We start from the raw sequence: 19,429 nt of genomic DNA, 5'->3' as shown, positions 1-19,429 counted from the left end.
CCGCGGCGCCTGCTCCATGACGACGTCGCCCGGGACGCCTACTCGATGACGAGGTCGACGGGGATGTTGCCGCGGGTGGCGTTGGAGTACGGGCACACCTGGTGGGCCTGCTCGACCAGCTTGCGGCCGGTCGCCTCGTCCACACCCTCGGGCAGCTCGACCCGGAGGGTGACGGCGAGCCCGAAGCCCTCGCCCTGCTTGCCGATGCCGACCTCGGCGGTCACCGCGGCGTCGGCGACGTCGACCTTCGCCTGCCGGCCGACGAGGCCGAGGGCGCTGGCGAAACAGGCGGAGTAACCGGCGGCGAACAGCTGCTCCGGGTTGGTGCCCCGACCGTTGCCGCCCATCTCCGCCGGGATGCCGAGCTGGAGGTCGAGGGTGCCGTCGGAGCTGACGGCACGGCCCTCGCGCCCGTGGGTGGCGGTGGCGACGGCGGTGTAGAGCGCGTTCATGGAGGCCCTCCGTGAGGGAACGGGGCCGGTCCGGTCGTCCGGAGCGGCCTGGTGACTGCCTGACCCCCCTGAGTAGAGCACACAATTAAATTGCGCACAACCAAGTTGGGCGCATCGACTACCCTGGAGGCATGACCACGCCCGCAGCCGACTGGCTCCGCCTCGACCGGCAGATCTGCTTCTCCCTGAACGCCGCCTCCCGCGCCTTCGGCGGCGTCTACCGGGTACTCCTGAAGGACCTCGGGCTCACCTACCCGCAGTACTTGGTGATGCTGGTGCTGTGGGAGCACGGCGAACTGCCGGTCAAGCGGCTCGGCGAACAGCTGCGGCTCGACTCCGGCACGCTGTCGCCACTGCTCAAACGACTGGAGGCGGCGGGCCTGGTGCGCCGGGAGCGCAGCGCCCGCGACGAGCGGTCGGTGCGGGTGCGGCCCACCGAGGAGGGGGTCGCGCTGCGCGAGCGGGCACTGGAGGTGCCGCGCCGGATCGCCGCCGCGACCGGGTTCGGCCTCGACGAGATCGAGGACCTGCGCTCCCGCCTCGACCGGCTCACGACCGCCCTGGACACGGCAGTCCTGGACACGGCAATCCTGGACGCAGCGACCCCGACCGGACCGCGTCCCGCGCCGGCCGACCGGCAGTAGCCGCCGCGGGGACCCGAGCCCGAGGGCGGGACTCCGGAGACCGGGGGCGGGCCACGGGCCGGAGACCGGGGACCGGGGCCTACGCCGGATGTCCGATTACGGGCATCCATATGACTTTCGTACGGCTTACGATCCTTGCGATGAGACGTACACCCCGAGTCAATCCGCGCGCCCCGGTCGGCGTGGTCGTCATCGGGTACCAGGACGCGGCCCACGTGGCGGACGCCGTGCGCTCCGCGCTGGCGCAGGGCACCGCCGTCCGGCAGGTCGTCGCCGTGGACGACGGCTCGACCGACGGCAGCGCCGAGCTGCTCGCCCGCATGGCCGAGGCGGAACCCCGCCTGACGGTGATCCGCCGCACGGCCAACAGCGGCGGCTGCGGCACTCCGCGCAACACCGGGCTGGACGCGGTCACGACGCCGTACGTGATGTTCCTGGACAGCGACGACGTCCTGGCCCCCGGCGGGGTGGAGGCGCTGCTCACAGCGGCGACCACGGGGCGCGCGGAGGTCGCGAGCGGGCTGTGCGTGCGCCGGGAGCTGCCGTCGGGACGCGAGGTGCCGTGGCAGCCGGCGCTCTACGGGACGCGCACCGTCGTCGACCATCCCGCGCAGTGCCCCCGCCTCGTGCACGACGCCCTGTGCGTCAACAAGCTCTACCGCACCGACTTCCTGCGGGAACACGCCATCCGCTTCCCCGACGGCCGCTTCCCCTACGAGGACATCGTCTTCGCCGCGCGCGTCCTGGCCGCCGGTCCGCGCGTCGCCCTCGTCCCGGACCGGGTCTACCTGTGGCACGTGCGCCGGTCCGCCGAGCGGCTGTCCATCTCGCTGGACCGCGGCGGCCTCGGCAACTGGCGGGCACGCACGCACGCGTGCCGCACGGCCCACGACATCCTGCTCGCCGCCGGGCAGAAGGAGCTGGCGCGGGCGGCGCGCGCCCGGTTCCTCGACCACGAGCTGCGCCTGTACCTGCACGAGCTGGGTCTGCGGGACACGCGCTACCGGCGCACCTGGTGGGCACGGACCCGGGAGTGCCTCGCGGAGTACGACGCGGCGGACTGGGCGCGCTCACCGGCCGCCCCGGGCAGCCTGCTCGGGCAGGTCGTGCTGGCCTGCCCGGAGCCGCGCGACCTGCCGCGCCTGCGGGACCTGGCGGCCCGCCCGGCCCGGCTGCTCCCGCCCTACGCACGCGACGCCGACGGCACACCGGTCTGGTCGGACGACCTGCCCGAGGTGTCCCTGGAAGCCCTGCTGGCCGTTCCGGTGGGCGAGCTGCCGCTGGCCGTCGACGCGGAACTGCGCCCCCGCGCGCGCGGCACCCTGCTGCGGCTGCGCCTGCACGAGCTGTACGGGCGCGTCGCGGAGGCGGGCCCGCTGGAGGCGGAGGTGGAGTGGCGTCACCGGGACGACGGGCACACGGCCGCGTGCCGCACGGTGCCTCTCGTGCCGGCGCCGGACGGCTGGTGGGCGGCGGCGCCGGTGGACCTGGCCGCGCTGGCGGCGCCCGGCGCGAGCACCTGGGACCTGTACCTGCGCGTCCGCTTCCGGGACGGCGCGTGTTGTGAGGTGACGGCGCACGCGCGCGGCGGGCCGGGACTGCTGCGCCGTCGCGCCGTGCCGAGCGCCCGGCGCGGCCTGCTCCTGGTCCAGCCGTACGCCACGCACTCCGGCGCACTGGCCCTGCGGACGGCGTCCGGCCCACGCGGGATCGCGGGCGTGGTGCGCGGCAGGGCCCGGCGCCTGCTTCACTGAGAGGCGACCACTGAGGGGCAACGGAACGAGGGGACGGCCGCACATGACCTGGCTGATCACCGGCGGCGCCGGCTACATCGGAGCGCATGTCGTACGGGCGATGACCGAGGCGGGCGAGCGGGCGGTGGTCTACGACGACCTGTCCAGCGGGATCGCCGAGCGGGTGCCCGACGGCGTGCCGCTGGTCGTGGGCTCGATCCTGGACGGCGAGCGGGTCCGCCGGGCCCTCGCCGACCACGACGTCGTCGGCGTCGTCCACCTCGCGGCGAAGAAGCAGGTCGGCGAGTCGGTGGACCTGCCGCTGCACTACTACCGGGAGAACGTCGAAGGGCTGCGCGTGCTGCTGGAGGCGGTGACGGACGCGGAGGTGCCGTCCTTCGTCTTCTCGTCCTCGGCGGCGGTCTACGGCATGACCGACGTGGACCTGGTCACGGAGGAGACCCCCTGCGCGCCCATGTCGCCCTACGGCGAGACCAAGCTCGCGGGCGAGTGGCTGGTCCGGGCCACGGGCCGGGCGACGGGCCTGTCCACGGCGTCCCTGCGCTACTTCAACGTGGCCGGCGCGGCCGCCCCCGAGCTCGCCGACACCGGCGTCTTCAACCTGATCCCGATGGTCTTCGAGAAGCTCACCGAGGGCCAGGCCCCGCGGATCTTCGGCGACGACTACCCGACCCCGGACGGCACCTGCGTGCGGGACTACATCCACGTGGTGGACCTGGCCGAGGCCCATGTGGCGGCGGCCCGCGCGCTCCAGGCGTCCCCGGGCCGGGACCTCACCCTCAACATCGGCCGGGGCGAGGGCGTCTCCGTCCGCGAGATGATCGACCTCATCAACGCCGTCACCGGCTACGACCGCCCCCCGACGGTCACGGTGCGCCGCCCCGGCGACCCGGCCCGCGTGGTGGCCTCGTCCGACCGCGCCGCCACCGAGCTGGACTGGAAGGCCAAGTACGACGTCCAGGACATGATCACGTCGGCGTGGGCGGGCTGGGTCCGCCTGCACCCGGAGGCTCCCCGGGGCTGACCCGGCCGACCCGGCTCCGGGTGACGCCCCAGGGGCTCGGGGAACTGCGCGACCAGCCCCCGCCTGTCGCCACCCGAAGAACAACCGACTGCCTTCCTCAAGGGCGCCCCCGCGTCACAGCGCCTTCAGCGCCGCCGCCGTCGCCCGCGTCAGCAGGTCCAGATAGCCGGGCGGCAGCCCCCCGCCGCGGATCACCACCGAACGCCAGTAGAGCGGACCCGAGATCAGATCCAGGGCCAGTTCGTCGTCGAACCCGGAGCGGAGCTCCCCGCGCTGCTCCGCCGCCGCCAGGATCTTGCTGGCGACGCCCTCCTGCCCCTCCCGCAGCGCCTTCCGCAGGGCCTCGGCGATGTCCGGGTTGCGGGCCGCCTCCGCCTGGAGGTCGGGGATGATCTGCGAGGCCACCGGATGGCGCAGGGCGCGCGCCGTCACCTCGTACAGCAGCCGCAGGTCGCTCTCCAGCGCGCCCGTGTCCGGCGTGGGCAGGCCCCGCACCGCCAGCGCCGAGACGATGTCGAGCACCAGGTGCAGCTTGGAGCGCCAGCGCCGGTACACCGCCGTCTTGCCCACGCCGGCACGGCGGGCGATCCCCTCGATGGACATCCGCGCATAGCCGACGGCCGCGAGTTCCTCGAAGACGGCCGCCCGGATGGCCTCCGTCACGTCCTGCCGGAGCACGGCCGCTCCGGCGGGGGCCCGGCGCCGCGGGCGCGGCTGGGAAGCGTCGGCGTTCGTCGTCATGCGGCCCAAGCATAGGGGCGGTGGCGTTACGACGAAACGGTTGCGTCCCGACGTACATGGGATCTACGCTCACGTTGCGACGATACGGTGCCGTCCCGACGTGGGTCGGGTCTGCGCTCGCGATGCGACGATACGGTCCCGTCCCGACGCATGCCGCGAGCCCACGCCCACGTCGCGACGTCACGGTGCCGTCCCGGCGCAGGCGCCGTGCACCCCCCGCCCCGCCGCCCGTCGCCCCGCCCCTCGCCCACCCCCCGAGCCGAAAGCAGCGGATGTGAGCCAGGTACTCCACACACCGCCCCCCACTCCCGCCCCGCCGCAGCCCGCGGCACCGGCCCGCGAGGACCTCGCCGCGCTCGCCGCCCGGCACGGCCTCTCGGTCAGCGGCGCCCGCCCCTCGCTGCCCCGGTACGTCCGCCGCCTGTGGGCGCGCCGCCACTTCATCGGCGCCTTCGCCACCGCCAAGCTCACCGCCCAGTACAGCCAGGCGAAGCTGGGCCAGGTCTGGCAGGTGATGACCCCGCTGCTCAACGCGGCGGTGTACTACCTGATCTTCGGCGTGCTGATGCAGACCAGCCGGGGCGTCGCGGACTACGTCCCGTTCCTGGTCACGGGCGTGTTCGTGTGGACGTTCACGCAGAGCTCGCTCATGGCGGGCACCCGGGCCATATCCGGCAACCTCGGCCTGGTCCGCGCCCTGCACTTCCCGCGCGCCGCGCTGCCCGTCTCCTTCTGCCTCCAGCAGCTCCAGCAGCTGCTGTTCTCCATGGGCGCGCTGGTGGTCATCCTGCTCGCCTTCGGCGTGCCGCCCGCCGCGTCCTGGGTGCTGGCGATCCCGGCCCTGGTGCTCCAGTTCCTCTTCAACGCGGGCGCGTCGATGGTCCTGGCCCGCCTGGGGTCCAAGATCCCCGACCTGTCCCAGCTGATGCCGTTCCTGCTGCGCACGTGGATGTACGCCTCGGGCGTGATGTACAGCATCCCCCACATGGCGGGCGCGCACAGCGGCCTGCCGTCCTGGGTGGCCCCGGTCCTCCAGGCCAACCCCGCCGCCGTCTACATCGACCTGATGCGCTTCGCCCTGATCGACAGCTTCGACGCGAGCCGGCTCCCCGACCACGTGTGGCTGCTCGCGGGGGGCTGGGCGCTGCTCGCCGGCGTCGGCGGGTTCATCTACTTCTGGAAGGCTGAGGAGACCTACGGCCGTGGCTGACAACGGATACGGGAAGACCGGCGAGCGGCCCCCCACCGTCATCGCCGACGGTGTCGACATCGTCTACCGGGTCAACGGCACCGGCGCGGGACGCGGCTCGGCGACCGCGGCGCTCCACCGCATGCTGCGCCGCGGGAAGGCCGAGAAGGCGGCGGGCGTGCGCCGGGTGCACGCGGTGAAGAACGTGTCCTTCGTCGCGTACCGGGGGGAGGCGATCGGACTGATCGGCACCAACGGCTCCGGGAAGTCGACCCTGCTCAAGGCGGTCGCGGGACTGCTGCCGGTGGAGAACGGCCGGATCTACACCGACGGCCAGCCCTCCCTGCTCGGCGTCAACGCGGCCCTGATGAACGACCTCACCGGCGAGCGCAACGTGCACCTCGGCGGTCTGGCCATGGGCATGTCCCGGGAGCAGGTCAAGACGCGCTACCAGGAGATCGTCGACTTCTCCGGCATCAACGACAAGGGCGACTTCATCACCCTGCCGATGCGCACGTACTCCTCCGGCATGGCCGCCCGGCTGCGGTTCTCCATCGCCGCCGCCAAGGACCACGACGTCCTCCTCATCGACGAGGCGCTGGCCACCGGCGACCGGTCCTTCCAGAAGCGCTCCGAGGCCCGCATCCGCGAGCTGCGCAAGCACGCGGGCACGGTGTTCCTGGTGAGCCACAGCAACAAGTCCATCCGCGACACCTGCGACCGCGTGCTGTGGCTGGAGCGCGGCGAACTGCGCATGGACGGGCCGACGGAGGAGGTCCTCAAGGAGTACGAGGCCTTCACGGGCGGCCCCGACCGGGCACCGAAGCCCAAGCCCAAGCCCAGACCCAAGCCCGAACCGAAGCCGGCGCCCCAGCCCACGCCGAGCGCGGACCAGGAGACCACGCCCGCCTCGCCCCCGGCCGCGCCCCGCCCCGACGTCACCCTTCCCTCGTGAGGCGCAGCCGCGGTTAACCCTTTCGCCCGATCGGTGCCACTATGGCCGGACAGGCCACGGCCCGGTGCGATGAGGTGAGGAGTCCACCGCGATGTCCGAGACACCCGAACTCAGCGTCGTCGTCCACGGACCCAACGCGCAGGACCACCTCACCTCCCTCCTCGACTCCCTGGCCGCCCATCCCCTCCCCGGCACCGAGGTGATCGTCGCCGCGGTCGGCGACTGGGCCCGGGAGACGGCCGAGCGGCACGCACCGGACTTCCGGGTGCTGCCCCTGCCGGAGGGCGCCGGCGACGCGGCGGCCCGTACGGCGGGGGCGGCGCACGCCTCCGGCCGCTGGCTGCACTTCGTCCGCGCCAAGGACGGACTGCCCCCGGGCGCCCCGCACACCCTCGCCGAGCACACCGCCGCCCTCCCGGACACGGTGGACGTCCTCCTCGTCGACCACGTCCGCAGCACCTGGCGCGCCTCGGCCCTGCCCTCCCCGGACGGCCCGCTGCTCGCCCGCGCGGGCGGCGCCGACCTCGCCCTGGACGACATGGCGCGCCTGCTGCGGGTGACCCCGCTGCTCGGCAACCGCGTGATACGCGCCGGCTTCTGGCGGGCGCACGAACGCCGCCTGACCACCGACGACGAGGCCTTCGCCGCCCAGTCCGCCCTCCTGCTCGCCGACCGCCTCGCCTGCCTGCCGCACCCGGCGTACGAGGACCGCCGGCTGCGCGCCGAGAGCCTCCCGCCGACCGCCCCCGAACAGCACCACGCCCTGATCGACCGCTACGAGATGCTGCTCGGCCTGGCCCACGACCGGCCGGCCGCGCGGTCCGTCCTGTACGACCTCATGGTCCGCGACTGCCTGCGCACGTTCGTCCGCGCCCCGATGCCCGAACCCGTCGCCCGGGAGTTCTTCCGCCGTGCCTCGCTGGCCGCCGTCCGCCACCGGCCGGACGCCCACCGGCGCCCCGGCGGCCTGGAGGGCGTGCGCCGGTCGCTGCTGGAGGACGGCGCCTACACCCGGTACCGCGCCTTCCAGACGGCCAACCGCACGCGCCGCACCCTCCGCAGGACCCTGAGGCGGACCAGGCACCAGGCCGGCACCCGGCTGCGCGACCTCCAGTACCGCAGGGCGCTCGCCGGGCCGGCCGACCCGGAGCTGGCGGTCTTCTCCGCGTACTGGAACCGCGGCGTGGCGTGCAATCCGGCCGCGATCGCCGCCAAGCTCGGCGAACTCGCCCCGCACATCCGCCCGGTGTGGGTGGTGGGCGCCGAGAACGCGTCCCTGCTGCCGCCCGGCACCGACCACGTCGTCCCCGGCACCCGCCGCTACTGGGAGGTGCTGGCCCGCGCCAGGTACCTGGTCAACAACGTCAACTTCCCCAACGCCGTGGTCAAACGCCCCGGCGCCATCCACCTCCAGACCCACCACGGCACCCCGCTCAAACGCATGGGCCTGGACCAGATGCCCTACCCCGCCGCCGCCCGCGGCCTGGACTTCGCCGCGCTGCTGGAACGCGTCGACAAGTGGGACTTCAGCGTCTCCGCCAACAGCCACTCCACGCGCATGTGGCAGCGCGCGTACCCCTCCCGCTGGGTCTCCCTGGACCACGGCTATCCGCGCAACGACGTCTACTACACGGCCGGTGCGCCCGAGGTGCGCGCGGTCCGCGAGCGCCTCGGCATCGCGCCCGGCCGCCGGGCCGTGCTGTACGCGCCGACGCACCGCGACTACGAGGCCGGCTGGACGCCGCGCCTGGACCTGGCCGCGCTGGCCGACCGGCTCGGCGAGGAAACGGTCCTGCTGGTGCGCGGCCACTACTTCTACGAGGGCGCCGCCTCCCCGCTGACCGGCCTGCGCCGCACCGGCCGGATCGTGGACGTCTCCGCCTACGACCCCGTGGAGGAACTCTGCCTGGCGGCCGACGCGCTGGTCACCGACTACTCGTCGATCATGTTCGACTACGCCAACCTCGACCGCCCGATCGTGATCCACGCCGACGACTGGGAGACGTACCGCACCACCCGCGGCGTCTACTTCGACCTCATGGCCGAGGCTCCGGGCCCGGTGGCCCGCACCCAGGAGGAGCTGACGGAGATCCTCACCACGGACGCCTGGCGGGACGAGCGCGCGACGAAGGCACGGGCCGCCTTCCGGCGCCGGTTCTGCGAGTACGACGACGGACGCGCCGCCGAGCGCGTCGTACGCCGGGTCTTCCTGGGCCAGGACGAGCGGTCCCTGCCGCCGGTGCTGCCGCTGGAGGAACGCACCCCGGCCCCGAGTCCCGAGGAGGCCTGCGCATGACCACCGGCACGCCCGACGTCACCGTCACGGTCATCGTCTACAACGACGCCGAACGCCTCCCGCGCGCCGTCGACTCGGTCCGCCGCCAGACGCACGCGAACATCGAGATCATCATCAGCGACGACCACTCCACGGACGACACCCCCCGGGTGGCGCGCCGGCTGGCGGCCGAGGACCCCCGGATCGTCCACCTGCGGCTGGAGGAGAACAGCGGCGGGTGCAGCGCCCCGCGCAACCGTGCTCTGGAGATCGCCACGGCGCCGTACCTGATGTTCCTCGACAGCGACGACGAACTCCCCGAACGCGCTGTCGAGTCGCTGCTCGCCGCCCACCGCGAACGCGACCTCGACTTCGCGATGGGCGCGGTGCGGCGGATCCGGGTGGACAACGGCCGCCGCTCGACCTGGATGCCGCACCTGGTCGCGGAGCGCCGCACGCTGGACGGCGTCGAGGCCGATCCGCGGCTGTTCTTCGAGCACCTGTCGACGAGCAAGATGTACGCCCGCGCCTTCCTCGACCGGCACGACCTGCGCTTCCCCGAGGGCATCCACTACGAGGACCAGCTCTTCACGGCGCAGGCGTACTGCCTGGCCAAGACGTTCACGATCGTCCCCGACCCGGTCTACCACTGGTACGTGGCCCCCTACGCCGCGGCCGGCAGCGCCTCCATATCCAACCAGCGCGACAGGCTGTCCAACGTCCGCGACCGCGTCCACGTCCAGCGGCTCATCGACGCCTTCCTCGCCGAGAGCGGGCACGAGGGGCTGCGGGAGGACAAGGACTTCAAGTTCCTCAAGCACGACTTCCGCATGTACGCCGGTGATCTGCCCTACCGCGACGAGGAGTGGCTGGCCGGTTTCGCGGACATCGTCACCCCCTACCTCGGCACGCTCTCCCCCGGCGCCTACGCCCGGCTGCCGCGCGCCGAGCGGGTCGTCCTCCAACTGGTGCGCGACCGGCGGCTGTCCGACGCCCGGACCGCGGCCCGCGGCCTGGGCCACGGGGTCGCGCCGCGCCGGGTGACGGCCGAGGCGGAGACGGGGCGGACGTACTGGGGCGAGGAGGTCCCGGCGTCAGAGGAGGCCCGCCGCGAGCTGGACGTCACGGACCTGGGGCTGGACACCCGCCCGTTCTTCGCGGCGCAGTTCCGGCACGAGATCACCTCCGTGTCCCGGGCCCACGGTGCCTCGGTGGACCTGACCGTCCGCACCTACGACCCGGCGCTGCGGCTCCCGGTCGGCCCGCAACGCGCCACGCTGCTGCTGAGCCCCGGCCGGCACCGGATGGCGGTGCCCTTCCGCCTGTCCCCGGTCCGCCCCGGCGTCTTCGAGGGCCGCGTCCGCCTGGACCTGACGGCGGCCCGGCTGCCGTTCCACGGCTTCGACGGCGTACGCCACCCGGTGCTCCGCCTGCGCCACCAGTCCCAGTCCCACTCGGGCGTCCTGCTGGCCCCCCTGTCCTTCCCGTCCCTCACCGCCCGCGTCCCCTACCGCGCGGGCACCGCCCCCCACCAGGTGACGGTGGAACCGGAGGGCCACAACCCGGGCCGTCTCCAGATCCGCTGGCAGCCGGTGGGGACGACCGCGCGGCTGACCAGGCCGCTGGCACGACGCCTGGCCCGGCCAGGAGTGCGGCGGGCGGCCCGCCTGGCGGCCGGTGTGCTGCGCTAGCCGGCCCGCACGGCAGGCATCACCTCGTACAGCACCTGCCCGTCCGGCCCCCGCGCCACGGCCCGCACCCCCTCCGTCCCCCGCAGCCCCGGCCCCCGGTCCACCACCCACCGCACCCCGTACTCCCGGAGAACGCCCCGCCGCACGCTCTCGGCAGTCCCCTCCGCGAAGAACCGCCGCACCGCCTCCCTCCGCGCCCCCTCGTCCGCGAGGAAGAAGTCGGGATACCCCGGCGCCACGGTGTACGCCCCGTACGCCGGGATCTGCCGCGACGGCATCGGCACCCGCGCCATGACCACGTCCCCGTACCCCACCCACGGAGTGATCCAGTGGTAGCCCGCCCACGGCCGCCGGTACTTCTCCGCCACCGCCGCCGGCAGCACCCCCCGGTCGACCACGTACCCCACCGTCCCCGCCTGCGCCCACGCCCCCACGGCCAGCGCCCCGGCGAGCACAGCCGCCCACCCGGCCCGCACCGCCCGCCGCCCCGCCCCGGCCACCTCCAGCGCCGCCGCGAGCTGCGCCGGGATCAGCGCGGCGGGCAGCGCCCGGCCCCATGACCAGTGCCCGGTCACCCCGCCCGCCACGACGACCAGCGCCCCCAGCGCACAGAACAGCACCAGCACGTCCCACCGGTCCCGCCGCCACCGCGGCACCAGCGCCGCCAGCCCCACCAGCACCAGCCAGTACCGCCCGGCCAGGTCCCGGTACAGCGGCCGGTGCACCCCCTCCAGCCCGTCCCCGGCACCGAGCAGCGCGAAGAAGTCGTAGTACGGCCACGCCCACAGCACCACCACACCGAGCACCGCCCCGGCCGCGAGCCGCGCCCACACCACCCGCCGGCGTCCGCCGCGCGTCGCGAGAACCACGGCGAGGGCGCCCAGCGAGGCGACGACCCCGGAGAACTGGTGGCACAGCAGAACCACCGCCCACAGCACCCCGAGCCCCGCCCACGTCCCCCACCCGGCCGGCTCCGCCGCGCGCAGCGCCCGGGTCAGCCACGCCCAGAGGTGGAAGGCGAGCCCGAGCGCGAGCACGCTCGGGTACGCCACCGTCAGCGCAAGGGAGTTCAGGCCGAGGAAGCCGCTCCAGGCCATGGGCGTGGTCCCCCACAGCAGCAGCAGGCACAGCAGGGCCGACGGGGGCGCGGCCCGGTGGGCGCTCAGCGTGCGGACGTAGGCCCACACCCCCGTCACCAGGACACCGAGGGCGACCAGCGCGCCGATCCGCAGGACGACGAAGACCGACGGGTCGCCGATCCGCGCCAGCAGGCCCAGCAGGACCATCCACGGCGAGTAGTAGGGGCTCGGGGTGTCCGCGTCGACCAGCGGGTTGCCGGGGTCGGTGAGGCTGTGCCGCAGCCGGTCGACGGTCGCCGCGTGCAGCCCGAGGTCACCTGCCCACGGGAGCCGGACGACGACCAGGAGCAGCAGGAGGAGGACCAGTGCGGCGGCCAGTCGGGGGAGACGCTCAGTCACCCACCCAACTTATCCGCGATTGTCCGAATAGTGAGGTGCCCGAACAGTAAGGCGCCCCGGACCGTCACCGGCCGGGGCGCCCTCGCACTCACCGCGTCACCGCGGCGTCCGCGCTCACCGCGTCACGAGTGCGTCCGCAGCAGGGTGCGCATCGTCCGCATCGCCACCGACAGGTTCGCCAGGTCGAACGCCTCCGAGCCCTGGATCTCCTCCAGCGTGGTGCGGGCCCGGCCCAGGATCGCCGCGTTCTTCTGCTCCCAGACCGTGAACCGCTCCTGCGGAGTCGCCGAGCCGTTGCCCGCCGCCAGGACGTCCGCCGTGAGGGCCGCGTGCGCCGCGTACAGGTCCTCGCGGATCGCCGCGCGGGCCATCGACTTCCAGCGGTCGGTGCGGGGCAGGTCGCTGATGCGGTCCATCAGCTGGGTGATGGACAGCCGGTCGGCGAGGTCGTAGTAGACCTCGGCGACCTCCAGCGGCTCCTTGCCCATGCGGTCGGCCACCGACACGATGTCGAGCGTCGGGAAGGCGGAGGAGAACCCGGCCACCCGCGTGGCCACGTCGTCCGGTACACCGGCCGCGGACAGCTCGTCGTAGATCTTCTGGTACCACTCCGCGTCCGCGCCGCGCAGCAGCTTGGGCAGCTGGGACCAGACCTGCTCGACCCGCTCGGCGAAGAAGTCGACCGTCTCGGCGAGCTGGAGCGGCTGCGGCCGGTTGTTGAGCAGCCAGCGCGTGCCGCGCTCGACCAGTCGGCGCGAGTGCAGCCGGATCCGGGTCTGCACGGCGGCGTCGACCTTGTTGTCCAGCGCCTCCACCGCGTCCCACACCGGCGAGGACCGGAAGATGGCGCGGGCCGCGGTCTGCGCCCGCACGATCTCCTCCAGCGACGCGCCGGTCTCCTCGCGCAGCCGGTGCAGATACGTCGTACCGCCCGTGTTGACCGTGTCGTTGACCAGCACCGTCGTGGTGATCTCACGGCGCAGCGGGTGGCTCTCGATGCGGTCGAGGAACTGCTCGCGCAGCGCCGTCGGGAAGTAGGCGTGCAGCAGGCCCTTGAGGTACGGATCGTCGGGCAGCGAGGTGTGCAGCAGCTCCTCGGCGACCGTGATCTTCGTGTACGCCAGCAGCACCGCCGTCTCCGGGCCGGTCAGGCCGTGCCCGGCGGACAGCCGCTCGCGGATCTGGCGGTCGGTGGGCAGGAACTCCAGCGCCCGGTTCAGATGGCCCTCGCGCACCAGGTGCTTCATGAAGCGCTGCTGGGCGTGGAGCATGTCGCTGGACTGGGCGAGCGCGTTGGCGATGGCCGTGTTCTGCGCGTAGTTGTTGCGCAGCACCAGCCGGCCGACCTCGTCGGTCATCTCGGCGAGCAGCTTGTTGCGCTGCTTGACCGTCATGTCGCCGTCCGCGACCAGCCCGTTGAGCAGGATCTTGATGTTCACCTCGTGGTCGGAGGTGTCCACGCCCGCGCTGTTGTCGATGGCGTCGGTGTTGATCCGTCCGCCGTGCAGCGCGAACTCGATCCGGCCGAGCTGGGTCAGGCCCAGGTTGCCGCCCTCGCCGACCACCCGCACGCGCAGGTCGGCGCCGTCGACGCGGATGGCGTCGTTGGCCTTGTCGCCGACGTCGGCGTGCGACTCGGTGGAGGCCTTGACGTACGTGCCGATGCCGCCGTTCCACAGCAGGTCGACCGGCGCCTTGAGGATCGCCCGCATCAGGTCCGCGGGGGTCATCTTGGTGACCTTCTCCTCGATGCCGAGGGCCTCGCGGACGTGGGCGTTGACCGGGATCGCCTTGGCCGTGCGCGGGAAGATCCCGCCGCCGGGCGACAGCAGCCCGGTGTCGTAGTCCTCCCAGGAGCTGCGGGGCAGCTCGAACAGGCGGCGCCGCTCGGCGTAGGAGACGGCCGCGTCGGGGGTCGGGTCGAGGAAGATGTGCCGGTGGTCGAAGGCCGCGACCAGGCGGATGTGCTCGCTGAGCAGCATGCCGTTGCCGAACACGTCACCGGACATGTCGCCGATGCCGACGACCGTGAAGTCCTCGCTCTGGGTGTCCACGCCCAGTTCCCGGAAGTGCCGCTTGACGGACTCCCAGGCGCCGCGGGCGGTGATGCCCATGCCCTTGTGGTCGTAGCCGGCCGAGCCGCCGGAGGCGAAGGCGTCGCCGAGCCAGAAGTTGTAGCTCTCGGCGACCTCGTTGGCGATGTCCGAGAACGTCGCGGTGCCCTTGTCGGCGGCGACGACCAGGTAGGTGTCGTCCTCGTCGTGCCGGACCACGTCGGCCGGGGGCACGACCTCGCCGGCCACCATGTTGTCGGTGATGTCCAGCAGCGCCGAGATGAACGTCTTGTAGCTGGCGATGCCCTCGGCCATCCACGCGTCGCGGTCGACGCTCGGGTCCGGGAGCTGCTTGGCGACGAAGCCGCCCTTGGCGCCGACCGGGACGATGACGGTGTTCTTCACCATCTGCGCCTTGACCAGGCCGAGGATCTCGGTGCGGAAGTCCTCGCGCCGGTCGGACCAGCGCAGACCGCCGCGCGCGACCTTGCCGAAGCGCAGGTGCACGCCCTCCACCCGCGGGGAGTACACCCAGATCTCGAACGCCGGGCGCGGCGCGGGCAGGTCCGGGATGGCCTGCGGGTCGAACTTCATGGAGACGTACTCGTGCGGCCTGCCGCCGGCCGCCTCCTGGAAGAAGTTGGTGCGCAGGGTCGCCTTGATGACGGTGAGGAACGAGCGCAGGATGCGGTCCTCGTCGAGCGACGCCACCTGGTCGAGGGCCGCCTCGAGCTCCTCGAGGAGGGCGTCGACGATCTCGTGCCCGGCGCGCTGGCGGTCCGGGGACAGCCGCGCCTCGAACAGCGAGACCAGCAGCCGGGTGGTGTGGACGTTGTTGCGGAGGGTGTCCTCCATGTAGTCCTGGCTGAACGTGGAGCCCGCCTGCCGCAGATACTTGGCGTACGCCCGCAGCACCATCGCCTGCCGCCAGGTCAGCCCGGCGCTGAGCACGAGGGCGTTGAAGCCGTCGTTCTCCGCCTGGCCGGTCCAGGTCGCGGCGAAGGCGTCCTGGAAGCGCTCGCGGGCGTCGTCGCCGAGGTAGTCGGCGGCGCCGGCCGTGGCCTTGGGCATGCGCAGGCCGAAGTCGTAGATCCAGGCCGTGCTGCGGTCCGAGCACTTCAGCTCGTAGGGCCGCTCGTCGGTGACCTCCACGCCGAGCCGGCTGAGCACCGGCAGGACCTGCGAGAGGGAGACCGAGCCGCCCTTCTGGTAGATCTTGAAGCGGCGCTCCTCGGGCGCGGCCCCGACCGGCTCGTACAGGCTGAGCGCGAACGTCCGGTCGGCGTCGAGGCGTTCCAGGTGGCCCAGGTCGGCGACGGCGGAACGGGGGCCGTGGTCGGCCTTGTAGCCCTCGGGGAAGGCGCTGCCGTAGCGGCGCAGCAGCTCCGCGGTGTGCTCCTCGCCGAACTCGGCGTGCAGCGCCTCCGCGAACCCGTCGGCCCAGGAGCGGGCGGCCTCGACGAGACGGGCCTCGATGCGCTCCTTGTCCAGGTCGGACAGGTGCGGCAGCTCGGTGCCCGGCGGCACGCGGACGACGAAGTGCAGCCGGGAGAGGATCGACTCGGTGTTCCAGGCGGTGAAGTCGACGCTGACGCCGCCGAGTTCCTCCTTGAGGATGTCGATGATCCGCAGCCGGACACCGGTGGTGTAGCGGTCCCGGGGGAGGTAGACGAGGGCGGAGTAGTAGCGGCCGTACTCGTCCTGGCGCAGGTAGAGCCTGAGGCGGCGGCGCTCCTGGAGGTAGAGCACGGAGGTGACGATGGACTGGAGTTCACCGACCGGCGTCTGGAACAGTTCGTCGCGCGGGTAGGTCTCGAGGATCTGGAGCAGGTCCCGGCCGTCGTGGCTGTTGGGCGAGAATCCGGCCCGCTCCAGCACCTCGGCGACCTTGCGCCGGATGACGGGGACCCGGCGGACGGACTCGGTGTAGGCGGCGGAGGAGAACAGGCCGAGGAAGCGCCGCTCACCGACGACGTTGCCGTCGGCGTCGAACTTCTTCACGCCGATGTAGTCCAGGTACGACGGCCGGTGCACCGTCGCCCGGCTGTTGGCCTTGGTCAGCACCAGCAGCTTGTGCTCGCGCGCCTTGGCGCGGGCGTCGGCGGGCAGCCGCTCGAAGGACGGGCTGACCGGGTGGTCGTCGGCCGCGTGGTGCTGCGGGTCGGAGCGCAGGATGCCCAGGCCGGTGCCGGCGACGGCGGCGAGGGAGTCGTCGCCGCGCAGCTGGTACTCGCGGTAGCCGAGGAAGGTGAAGTGGTCGTCGGCCAGCCAGCGCAGCAGCTCGCGGGCCTCCTCCACTTCCTGCCCGTTCAGGTCGTCGGGGGCGGGCTCGTCGGGCAGGCCGTCGGCCAGGCGGACGGCGGCGTCCCGCATCTTGCCCCAGTCCTCGACGGCCTCGCGGACGTCGGACAGGACGCGCAGCAGATCGGCGGTGATCTGCTTGAGGTCGGCGCGGTCGGTCTCCCGGTCGATCTCGACGTGGATCCACGACTCCACGTGCGCGTCGTGCGGCAGGTCGCCGGCGGGCGGGGTGGCGAGCACCTCGATCAGCTTGCCGGTGACGTCGCGGCGCACCACGAACTGCGGGTGGATCACGACGTGGATGCCGCGTCCCTGCCGGGTCAGCTCGTTGGTCACGGAGTCGACGAGGAAGGGCATGTCGTCCGTGACCACCTCCACGACGGAGTGGCTGCACGTCCAGCCGTTCTCCTCCACCGTCGGGGTGTGCACGCGCACGTTGGCCGTGCCCTGGGGGCGGTTCTCGGCCAGTCGGTAGTGCGAGACGGCGGCCCCGAAGACGTCGACCGGGTCCCGGTCGGTGAGGTCCTCCGGAGCGGTGTGCCGGTAGTAGCGCTGGAGGAACGCGAGCACGGACTCGCGGTCCGGGGTGTCCGGAGCGGCCTCGTCCGCCGTCCCGGTCGAGAGGTGCCCCCCGACCGGGCTGTTCTCAGCTACCCGGGCAGCCCTTTCGAGCAGCTCGGCCTTTGCTTCGTCCAGCTTGGTCTGCATTGTCCTCTGGCTCCTGTCGCGCGCCGTTGCGTGACGTTGAAGGAAGTACGGTCTCCTGCCTCACGGCGTCACGCCCGGACACGGGGTTTCCGGTCCGCTCAGACGCTATGCCGCGAGGTGAGACGAGCGGGGGCACATCAGCCGTTCTCGACACGCCCGCCGGATGTGACGCCGCTCCGTGCGGCGCCGTCCGGGGGGTGCTCGGCGTCCCCGGGGTGTTCGATGCCCTCGATGCCCCGTCCCGCCCGCGAAGACCAGCGACCGCCGCCCGGTCACGGATGTGTTCCGTGCTCACCGGGCGCAGGGCGGAGGCACCGGTGCCCCCGCGAGCTATCGCGCTGATCACGCCATAAGGCTATCGCTCTTCACAGGGGGCCCGTCATGAGCCGTATGTGTACAAAACCGGGACCGGAACTTTGACGTTCTGCACAGAGACGCACCCCCGCTTGGGCTGCGTGAGGCTGCCCGCAGCTGCGGGCAGTCGTGCCTCCCCCAGTGCCCGAACGGCCTGGGAGGTGCCCCCAGGGCGATGGGGGTGCCTCCCGCTCGAGCGAAGCCGAGAGTGGGGGAGGGTGGGCGCTGGGGGTACCCCCTCTGGGGGAGGCACCCCGTCACGCCGGGCTGCGAAACACGTGGGTCACTGCAACCCCGGCCACCTCAACAACACCGGCAACACAGACGCCCCGAAACCGTTACCGTCACGCCGCCAACCGCTCCGCCACCTCCACGGCCTCCGCCAACGAATCCACCACCGGCACCCCGACCCCCTCAAGACTGGCCCGACTGTGCGACCCCCCGGTGTACAGCACAGCCCGCGCCCCCACATGCCGAGCCGCCACCGCGTCGTCCGCGGCATCCCCGATCACCACGGTCCGCGCCGGCTCCACACCCGACAACGCCGCGAGATGCCGCACCATGTGCTCGGCCTTGCTCCCCCCGGAGGGCCCGGTCCGCCCGTCGACCCGCACGAAGTGCGCGTCGATCCCGAACCCGCGGACCAACGGCACCAGCTCCTCGTGCCCGTACATGCTGAGGATCGACTGACTGCGCCCCGCCGCCCGCCACCCCGCGAGCAGTTCGGCCACACCCTCGGCGAGCCCGCACCGCACCCGGTGCTCGCTGTAGTGCCGGTGGAAGGTCTCGTCCATGAGCTCCCACTCGGCGTCCGTGGGCAGCCGCCCCAGCAGCCGCTCGTAGAACTTGGGCACCGGCACGCAGTACATCGCCCGGTACTGCTCCAGCGTCAGCGGCTCCAGCCCCAGCTCGGCGAAGGCCGCGTTCGTCGCCCCGATGATCGCGTCGTTGTCATGGAACAGCGTGCCGTTCCAGTCCCAGACGATGTGCGCCCCTGTCAGCCCTGTCTGCATCCCCATGCCCAAGAACGTACCCGCCGCCACTGACAGCCACAGCGGCGCGGGCCGCGAGGAGCCGGGCTCAGCCCTCGCCCCCGAGCAGGTTCGGGATCTCCTGCGTCGCGTACCACAGCAGCTCGTGGTCCTCGGCCCCGTCCACCACGAACTGGGCGTCGTCGTCCCCGCCGTCCGCCGCCGCGAGCGCCTCGACCGCGGCGGCGACGTCCGCCTCGGCGTCGGCGGAGTCGACGTGCACGGACGCCGCCTTGGCCAGCGGTACGTCCGCGGTGACCCGCACCTCGCCGAGCGCGGCCGGATCGAGCCCCCGGCCGGGATCGGCGCTCGCCACACCGTCGGGGACGTCGGCGGCCACCACGACCCGGCGCCGCGCGGCGCCGGCGTCCGCCGCCAGCAGCCGCAGGGAGGCCACCGCGGCCCGGTTCAACGCGGCGTACTCCAGCTCCTCGACGTCCTCCGAGAGGTACCACTCGCGCAACGCGGGCGTGACGGCGTACGCCACGAACGGCGCGGCGCCCAGCTCACCCGTCCGGTGCGCCTCGGCGAGACCGGGCAGGGTCAGGGGGACGTAGACGCGCATGCTGGCCGCTTTCGTGGTCGGGCTCGGCTGTGAACGGGCTCTCAGGATACGCGGGGGTGTCCCCTTTCGAGTTCCCGCCCGTGACGCCGAAGGCGTCCACCCGCGGCCACGCATTCACCCTCCACGGCCGCCGACTCAGGCCTCCGTCCACGACGGCTCCACCCGGATAGGTGAATCCTCCCGCCCCTCGACGCGGCAGGCCATGTCCTTGCC

At 73.0% G+C, this 19,429-nt stretch carries 13 protein-coding genes; 7 read left to right on the top strand and 6 right to left on the bottom strand.

The annotated features are described in order from the left end of the window. Positions 1 to 38: 38 nt before the first annotated feature. A complete protein-coding gene (locus ACZ45Q_RS03685) occupies positions 39 to 452 on the bottom strand; it encodes an organic hydroperoxide resistance protein (protein ID WP_468254408.1) in 414 nt (137 codons plus the stop codon). Positions 453 to 583: 131 nt separating this feature from the next. On the opposite strand from ACZ45Q_RS03685, the gene ACZ45Q_RS03680 reads away from it, so the two are divergent. The 3 genes from ACZ45Q_RS03680 to galE all read left to right on the top strand — a co-directional run bounded on the left by ACZ45Q_RS03680 (position 584) and on the right by galE (position 3,874). After that, the gene (locus tag ACZ45Q_RS03680; protein WP_468254406.1) at positions 584 to 1,096 is read left to right on the top strand and encodes a MarR family winged helix-turn-helix transcriptional regulator; all 513 of its coding nucleotides are present in this window, start codon (positions 584 to 586) and stop codon (positions 1,094 to 1,096) included. A 140-nt stretch (positions 1,097 to 1,236) separates the two neighbouring features. Further along, entirely contained in the window at positions 1,237 to 2,850 is a 1,614-nt protein-coding gene (locus ACZ45Q_RS03675) for a glycosyltransferase family 2 protein (RefSeq protein WP_468254404.1), read from the top strand. Positions 2,851 to 2,893: 43 nt separating this feature from the next. Beyond that, a complete protein-coding gene (galE, locus tag ACZ45Q_RS03670; protein WP_468254402.1) occupies positions 2,894 to 3,874 on the top strand; it encodes a UDP-glucose 4-epimerase GalE in 981 nt (326 codons plus the stop codon). A gap of 114 nt (positions 3,875 to 3,988) precedes the next feature. Here galE and ACZ45Q_RS03665 read toward each other — a convergent pair whose 3' ends face one another. Continuing rightward, positions 3,989 to 4,615: a TetR/AcrR family transcriptional regulator gene (locus ACZ45Q_RS03665; protein ID WP_468254399.1), complete on the bottom strand. Its 627-nt coding sequence runs from the start codon at positions 4,613 to 4,615 to the stop codon at positions 3,989 to 3,991. 274 nt (positions 4,616 to 4,889) lie between these two features. On the opposite strand from ACZ45Q_RS03665, the gene ACZ45Q_RS03660 reads away from it, so the two are divergent. The 4 genes from ACZ45Q_RS03660 (at position 4,890) to ACZ45Q_RS03645 (ending at position 10,725) form a co-directional block, all read left to right on the top strand. Continuing rightward, complete coding sequence (locus ACZ45Q_RS03660; RefSeq protein WP_468254397.1) at positions 4,890 to 5,825, top strand: ABC transporter permease; 936 nt, start codon at positions 4,890 to 4,892, stop codon at positions 5,823 to 5,825. After that, positions 5,818 to 6,759 carry an ABC transporter ATP-binding protein gene (locus tag ACZ45Q_RS03655; RefSeq protein WP_468254396.1) on the top strand — a complete coding sequence of 314 codons (942 nt, stop codon included), beginning with the start codon at positions 5,818 to 5,820 and terminating at the stop codon, positions 6,757 to 6,759. Before ACZ45Q_RS03660 ends, ACZ45Q_RS03655 begins: the two co-directional genes overlap by 8 nt. A gap of 91 nt (positions 6,760 to 6,850) precedes the next feature. Then, positions 6,851 to 9,055: a CDP-glycerol glycerophosphotransferase family protein gene (locus tag ACZ45Q_RS03650; RefSeq protein WP_468254394.1), complete on the top strand. Its 2,205-nt coding sequence runs from the start codon at positions 6,851 to 6,853 to the stop codon at positions 9,053 to 9,055. Then, complete coding sequence (locus ACZ45Q_RS03645) at positions 9,052 to 10,725, top strand: glycosyltransferase family 2 protein (protein WP_468254391.1); 1,674 nt, start codon at positions 9,052 to 9,054, stop codon at positions 10,723 to 10,725. The genes ACZ45Q_RS03650 and ACZ45Q_RS03645 overlap by 4 nt, the downstream gene beginning before the upstream one ends. On the opposite strand, the gene ACZ45Q_RS03640 is transcribed toward ACZ45Q_RS03645, so the two are convergent. The 4 genes from ACZ45Q_RS03640 to ACZ45Q_RS03625 form a co-directional block, all read right to left on the bottom strand. Beyond that, positions 10,722 to 12,203 carry a hypothetical protein gene (locus tag ACZ45Q_RS03640; RefSeq protein ID WP_468254390.1) on the bottom strand — a complete coding sequence of 494 codons (1,482 nt, stop codon included), beginning with the start codon at positions 12,201 to 12,203 and terminating at the stop codon, positions 10,722 to 10,724. The genes ACZ45Q_RS03645 and ACZ45Q_RS03640 overlap by 4 nt on opposite strands. Before the next feature lie 122 nt (positions 12,204 to 12,325). After that, a complete protein-coding gene (locus ACZ45Q_RS03635) occupies positions 12,326 to 17,266 on the bottom strand; it encodes an NAD-glutamate dehydrogenase (RefSeq protein ID WP_468254388.1) in 4,941 nt (1,646 codons plus the stop codon). Between the two features lie 698 nt (positions 17,267 to 17,964). Continuing rightward, positions 17,965 to 18,639, bottom strand: a complete 675-nt coding sequence (locus tag ACZ45Q_RS03630) for an HAD family hydrolase (RefSeq protein ID WP_468254385.1) — start codon at positions 18,637 to 18,639, stop codon at positions 17,965 to 17,967. Between the two features lie 61 nt (positions 18,640 to 18,700). Then, positions 18,701 to 19,216, bottom strand: a complete 516-nt coding sequence (locus tag ACZ45Q_RS03625; RefSeq protein WP_468254383.1) for a DUF6912 family protein — start codon at positions 19,214 to 19,216, stop codon at positions 18,701 to 18,703. Between the last annotated feature and the right edge of the window lie 213 nt (positions 19,217 to 19,429).

The sequence above is a fragment of the Streptomyces sp. NPDC031049 genome (assembly GCF_055571015.1).
Note: the sequence above shows the minus strand (reverse complement) of the source record. Positions and strands in the feature narration are given on the sequence as shown.

What these genes read in the sequence shown, in the direction of transcription:
- ACZ45Q_RS03665 (WP_468254399.1), bottom strand. Translation starts at nt 4,615, where the DNA reads ATGACGACGAACGCCGACGCTTCCCAGCCGCGCCCGCGGCGCCGGGCC.
- ACZ45Q_RS03675 (WP_468254404.1), top strand. Translation starts at nt 1,237, where the DNA reads ATGAGACGTACACCCCGAGTCAATCCGCGCGCCCCGGTCGGCGTGGTC.
- ACZ45Q_RS03645 (WP_468254391.1), top strand. Translation starts at nt 9,052, where the DNA reads ATGACCACCGGCACGCCCGACGTCACCGTCACGGTCATCGTCTACAAC.
- ACZ45Q_RS03650 (WP_468254394.1), top strand. Translation starts at nt 6,851, where the DNA reads ATGTCCGAGACACCCGAACTCAGCGTCGTCGTCCACGGACCCAACGCG.
- ACZ45Q_RS03680 (WP_468254406.1), top strand. Translation starts at nt 584, where the DNA reads ATGACCACGCCCGCAGCCGACTGGCTCCGCCTCGACCGGCAGATCTGC.
- galE (WP_468254402.1), top strand. Translation starts at nt 2,894, where the DNA reads ATGACCTGGCTGATCACCGGCGGCGCCGGCTACATCGGAGCGCATGTC.
- ACZ45Q_RS03625 (WP_468254383.1), bottom strand. Translation starts at nt 19,216, where the DNA reads ATGCGCGTCTACGTCCCCCTGACCCTGCCCGGTCTCGCCGAGGCGCAC.
- ACZ45Q_RS03630 (WP_468254385.1), bottom strand. Translation starts at nt 18,639, where the DNA reads ATGGGGATGCAGACAGGGCTGACAGGGGCGCACATCGTCTGGGACTGG.
- ACZ45Q_RS03635 (WP_468254388.1), bottom strand. Translation starts at nt 17,266, where the DNA reads ATGCAGACCAAGCTGGACGAAGCAAAGGCCGAGCTGCTCGAAAGGGCT.
- ACZ45Q_RS03685 (WP_468254408.1), bottom strand. Translation starts at nt 452, where the DNA reads ATGAACGCGCTCTACACCGCCGTCGCCACCGCCACCCACGGGCGCGAG.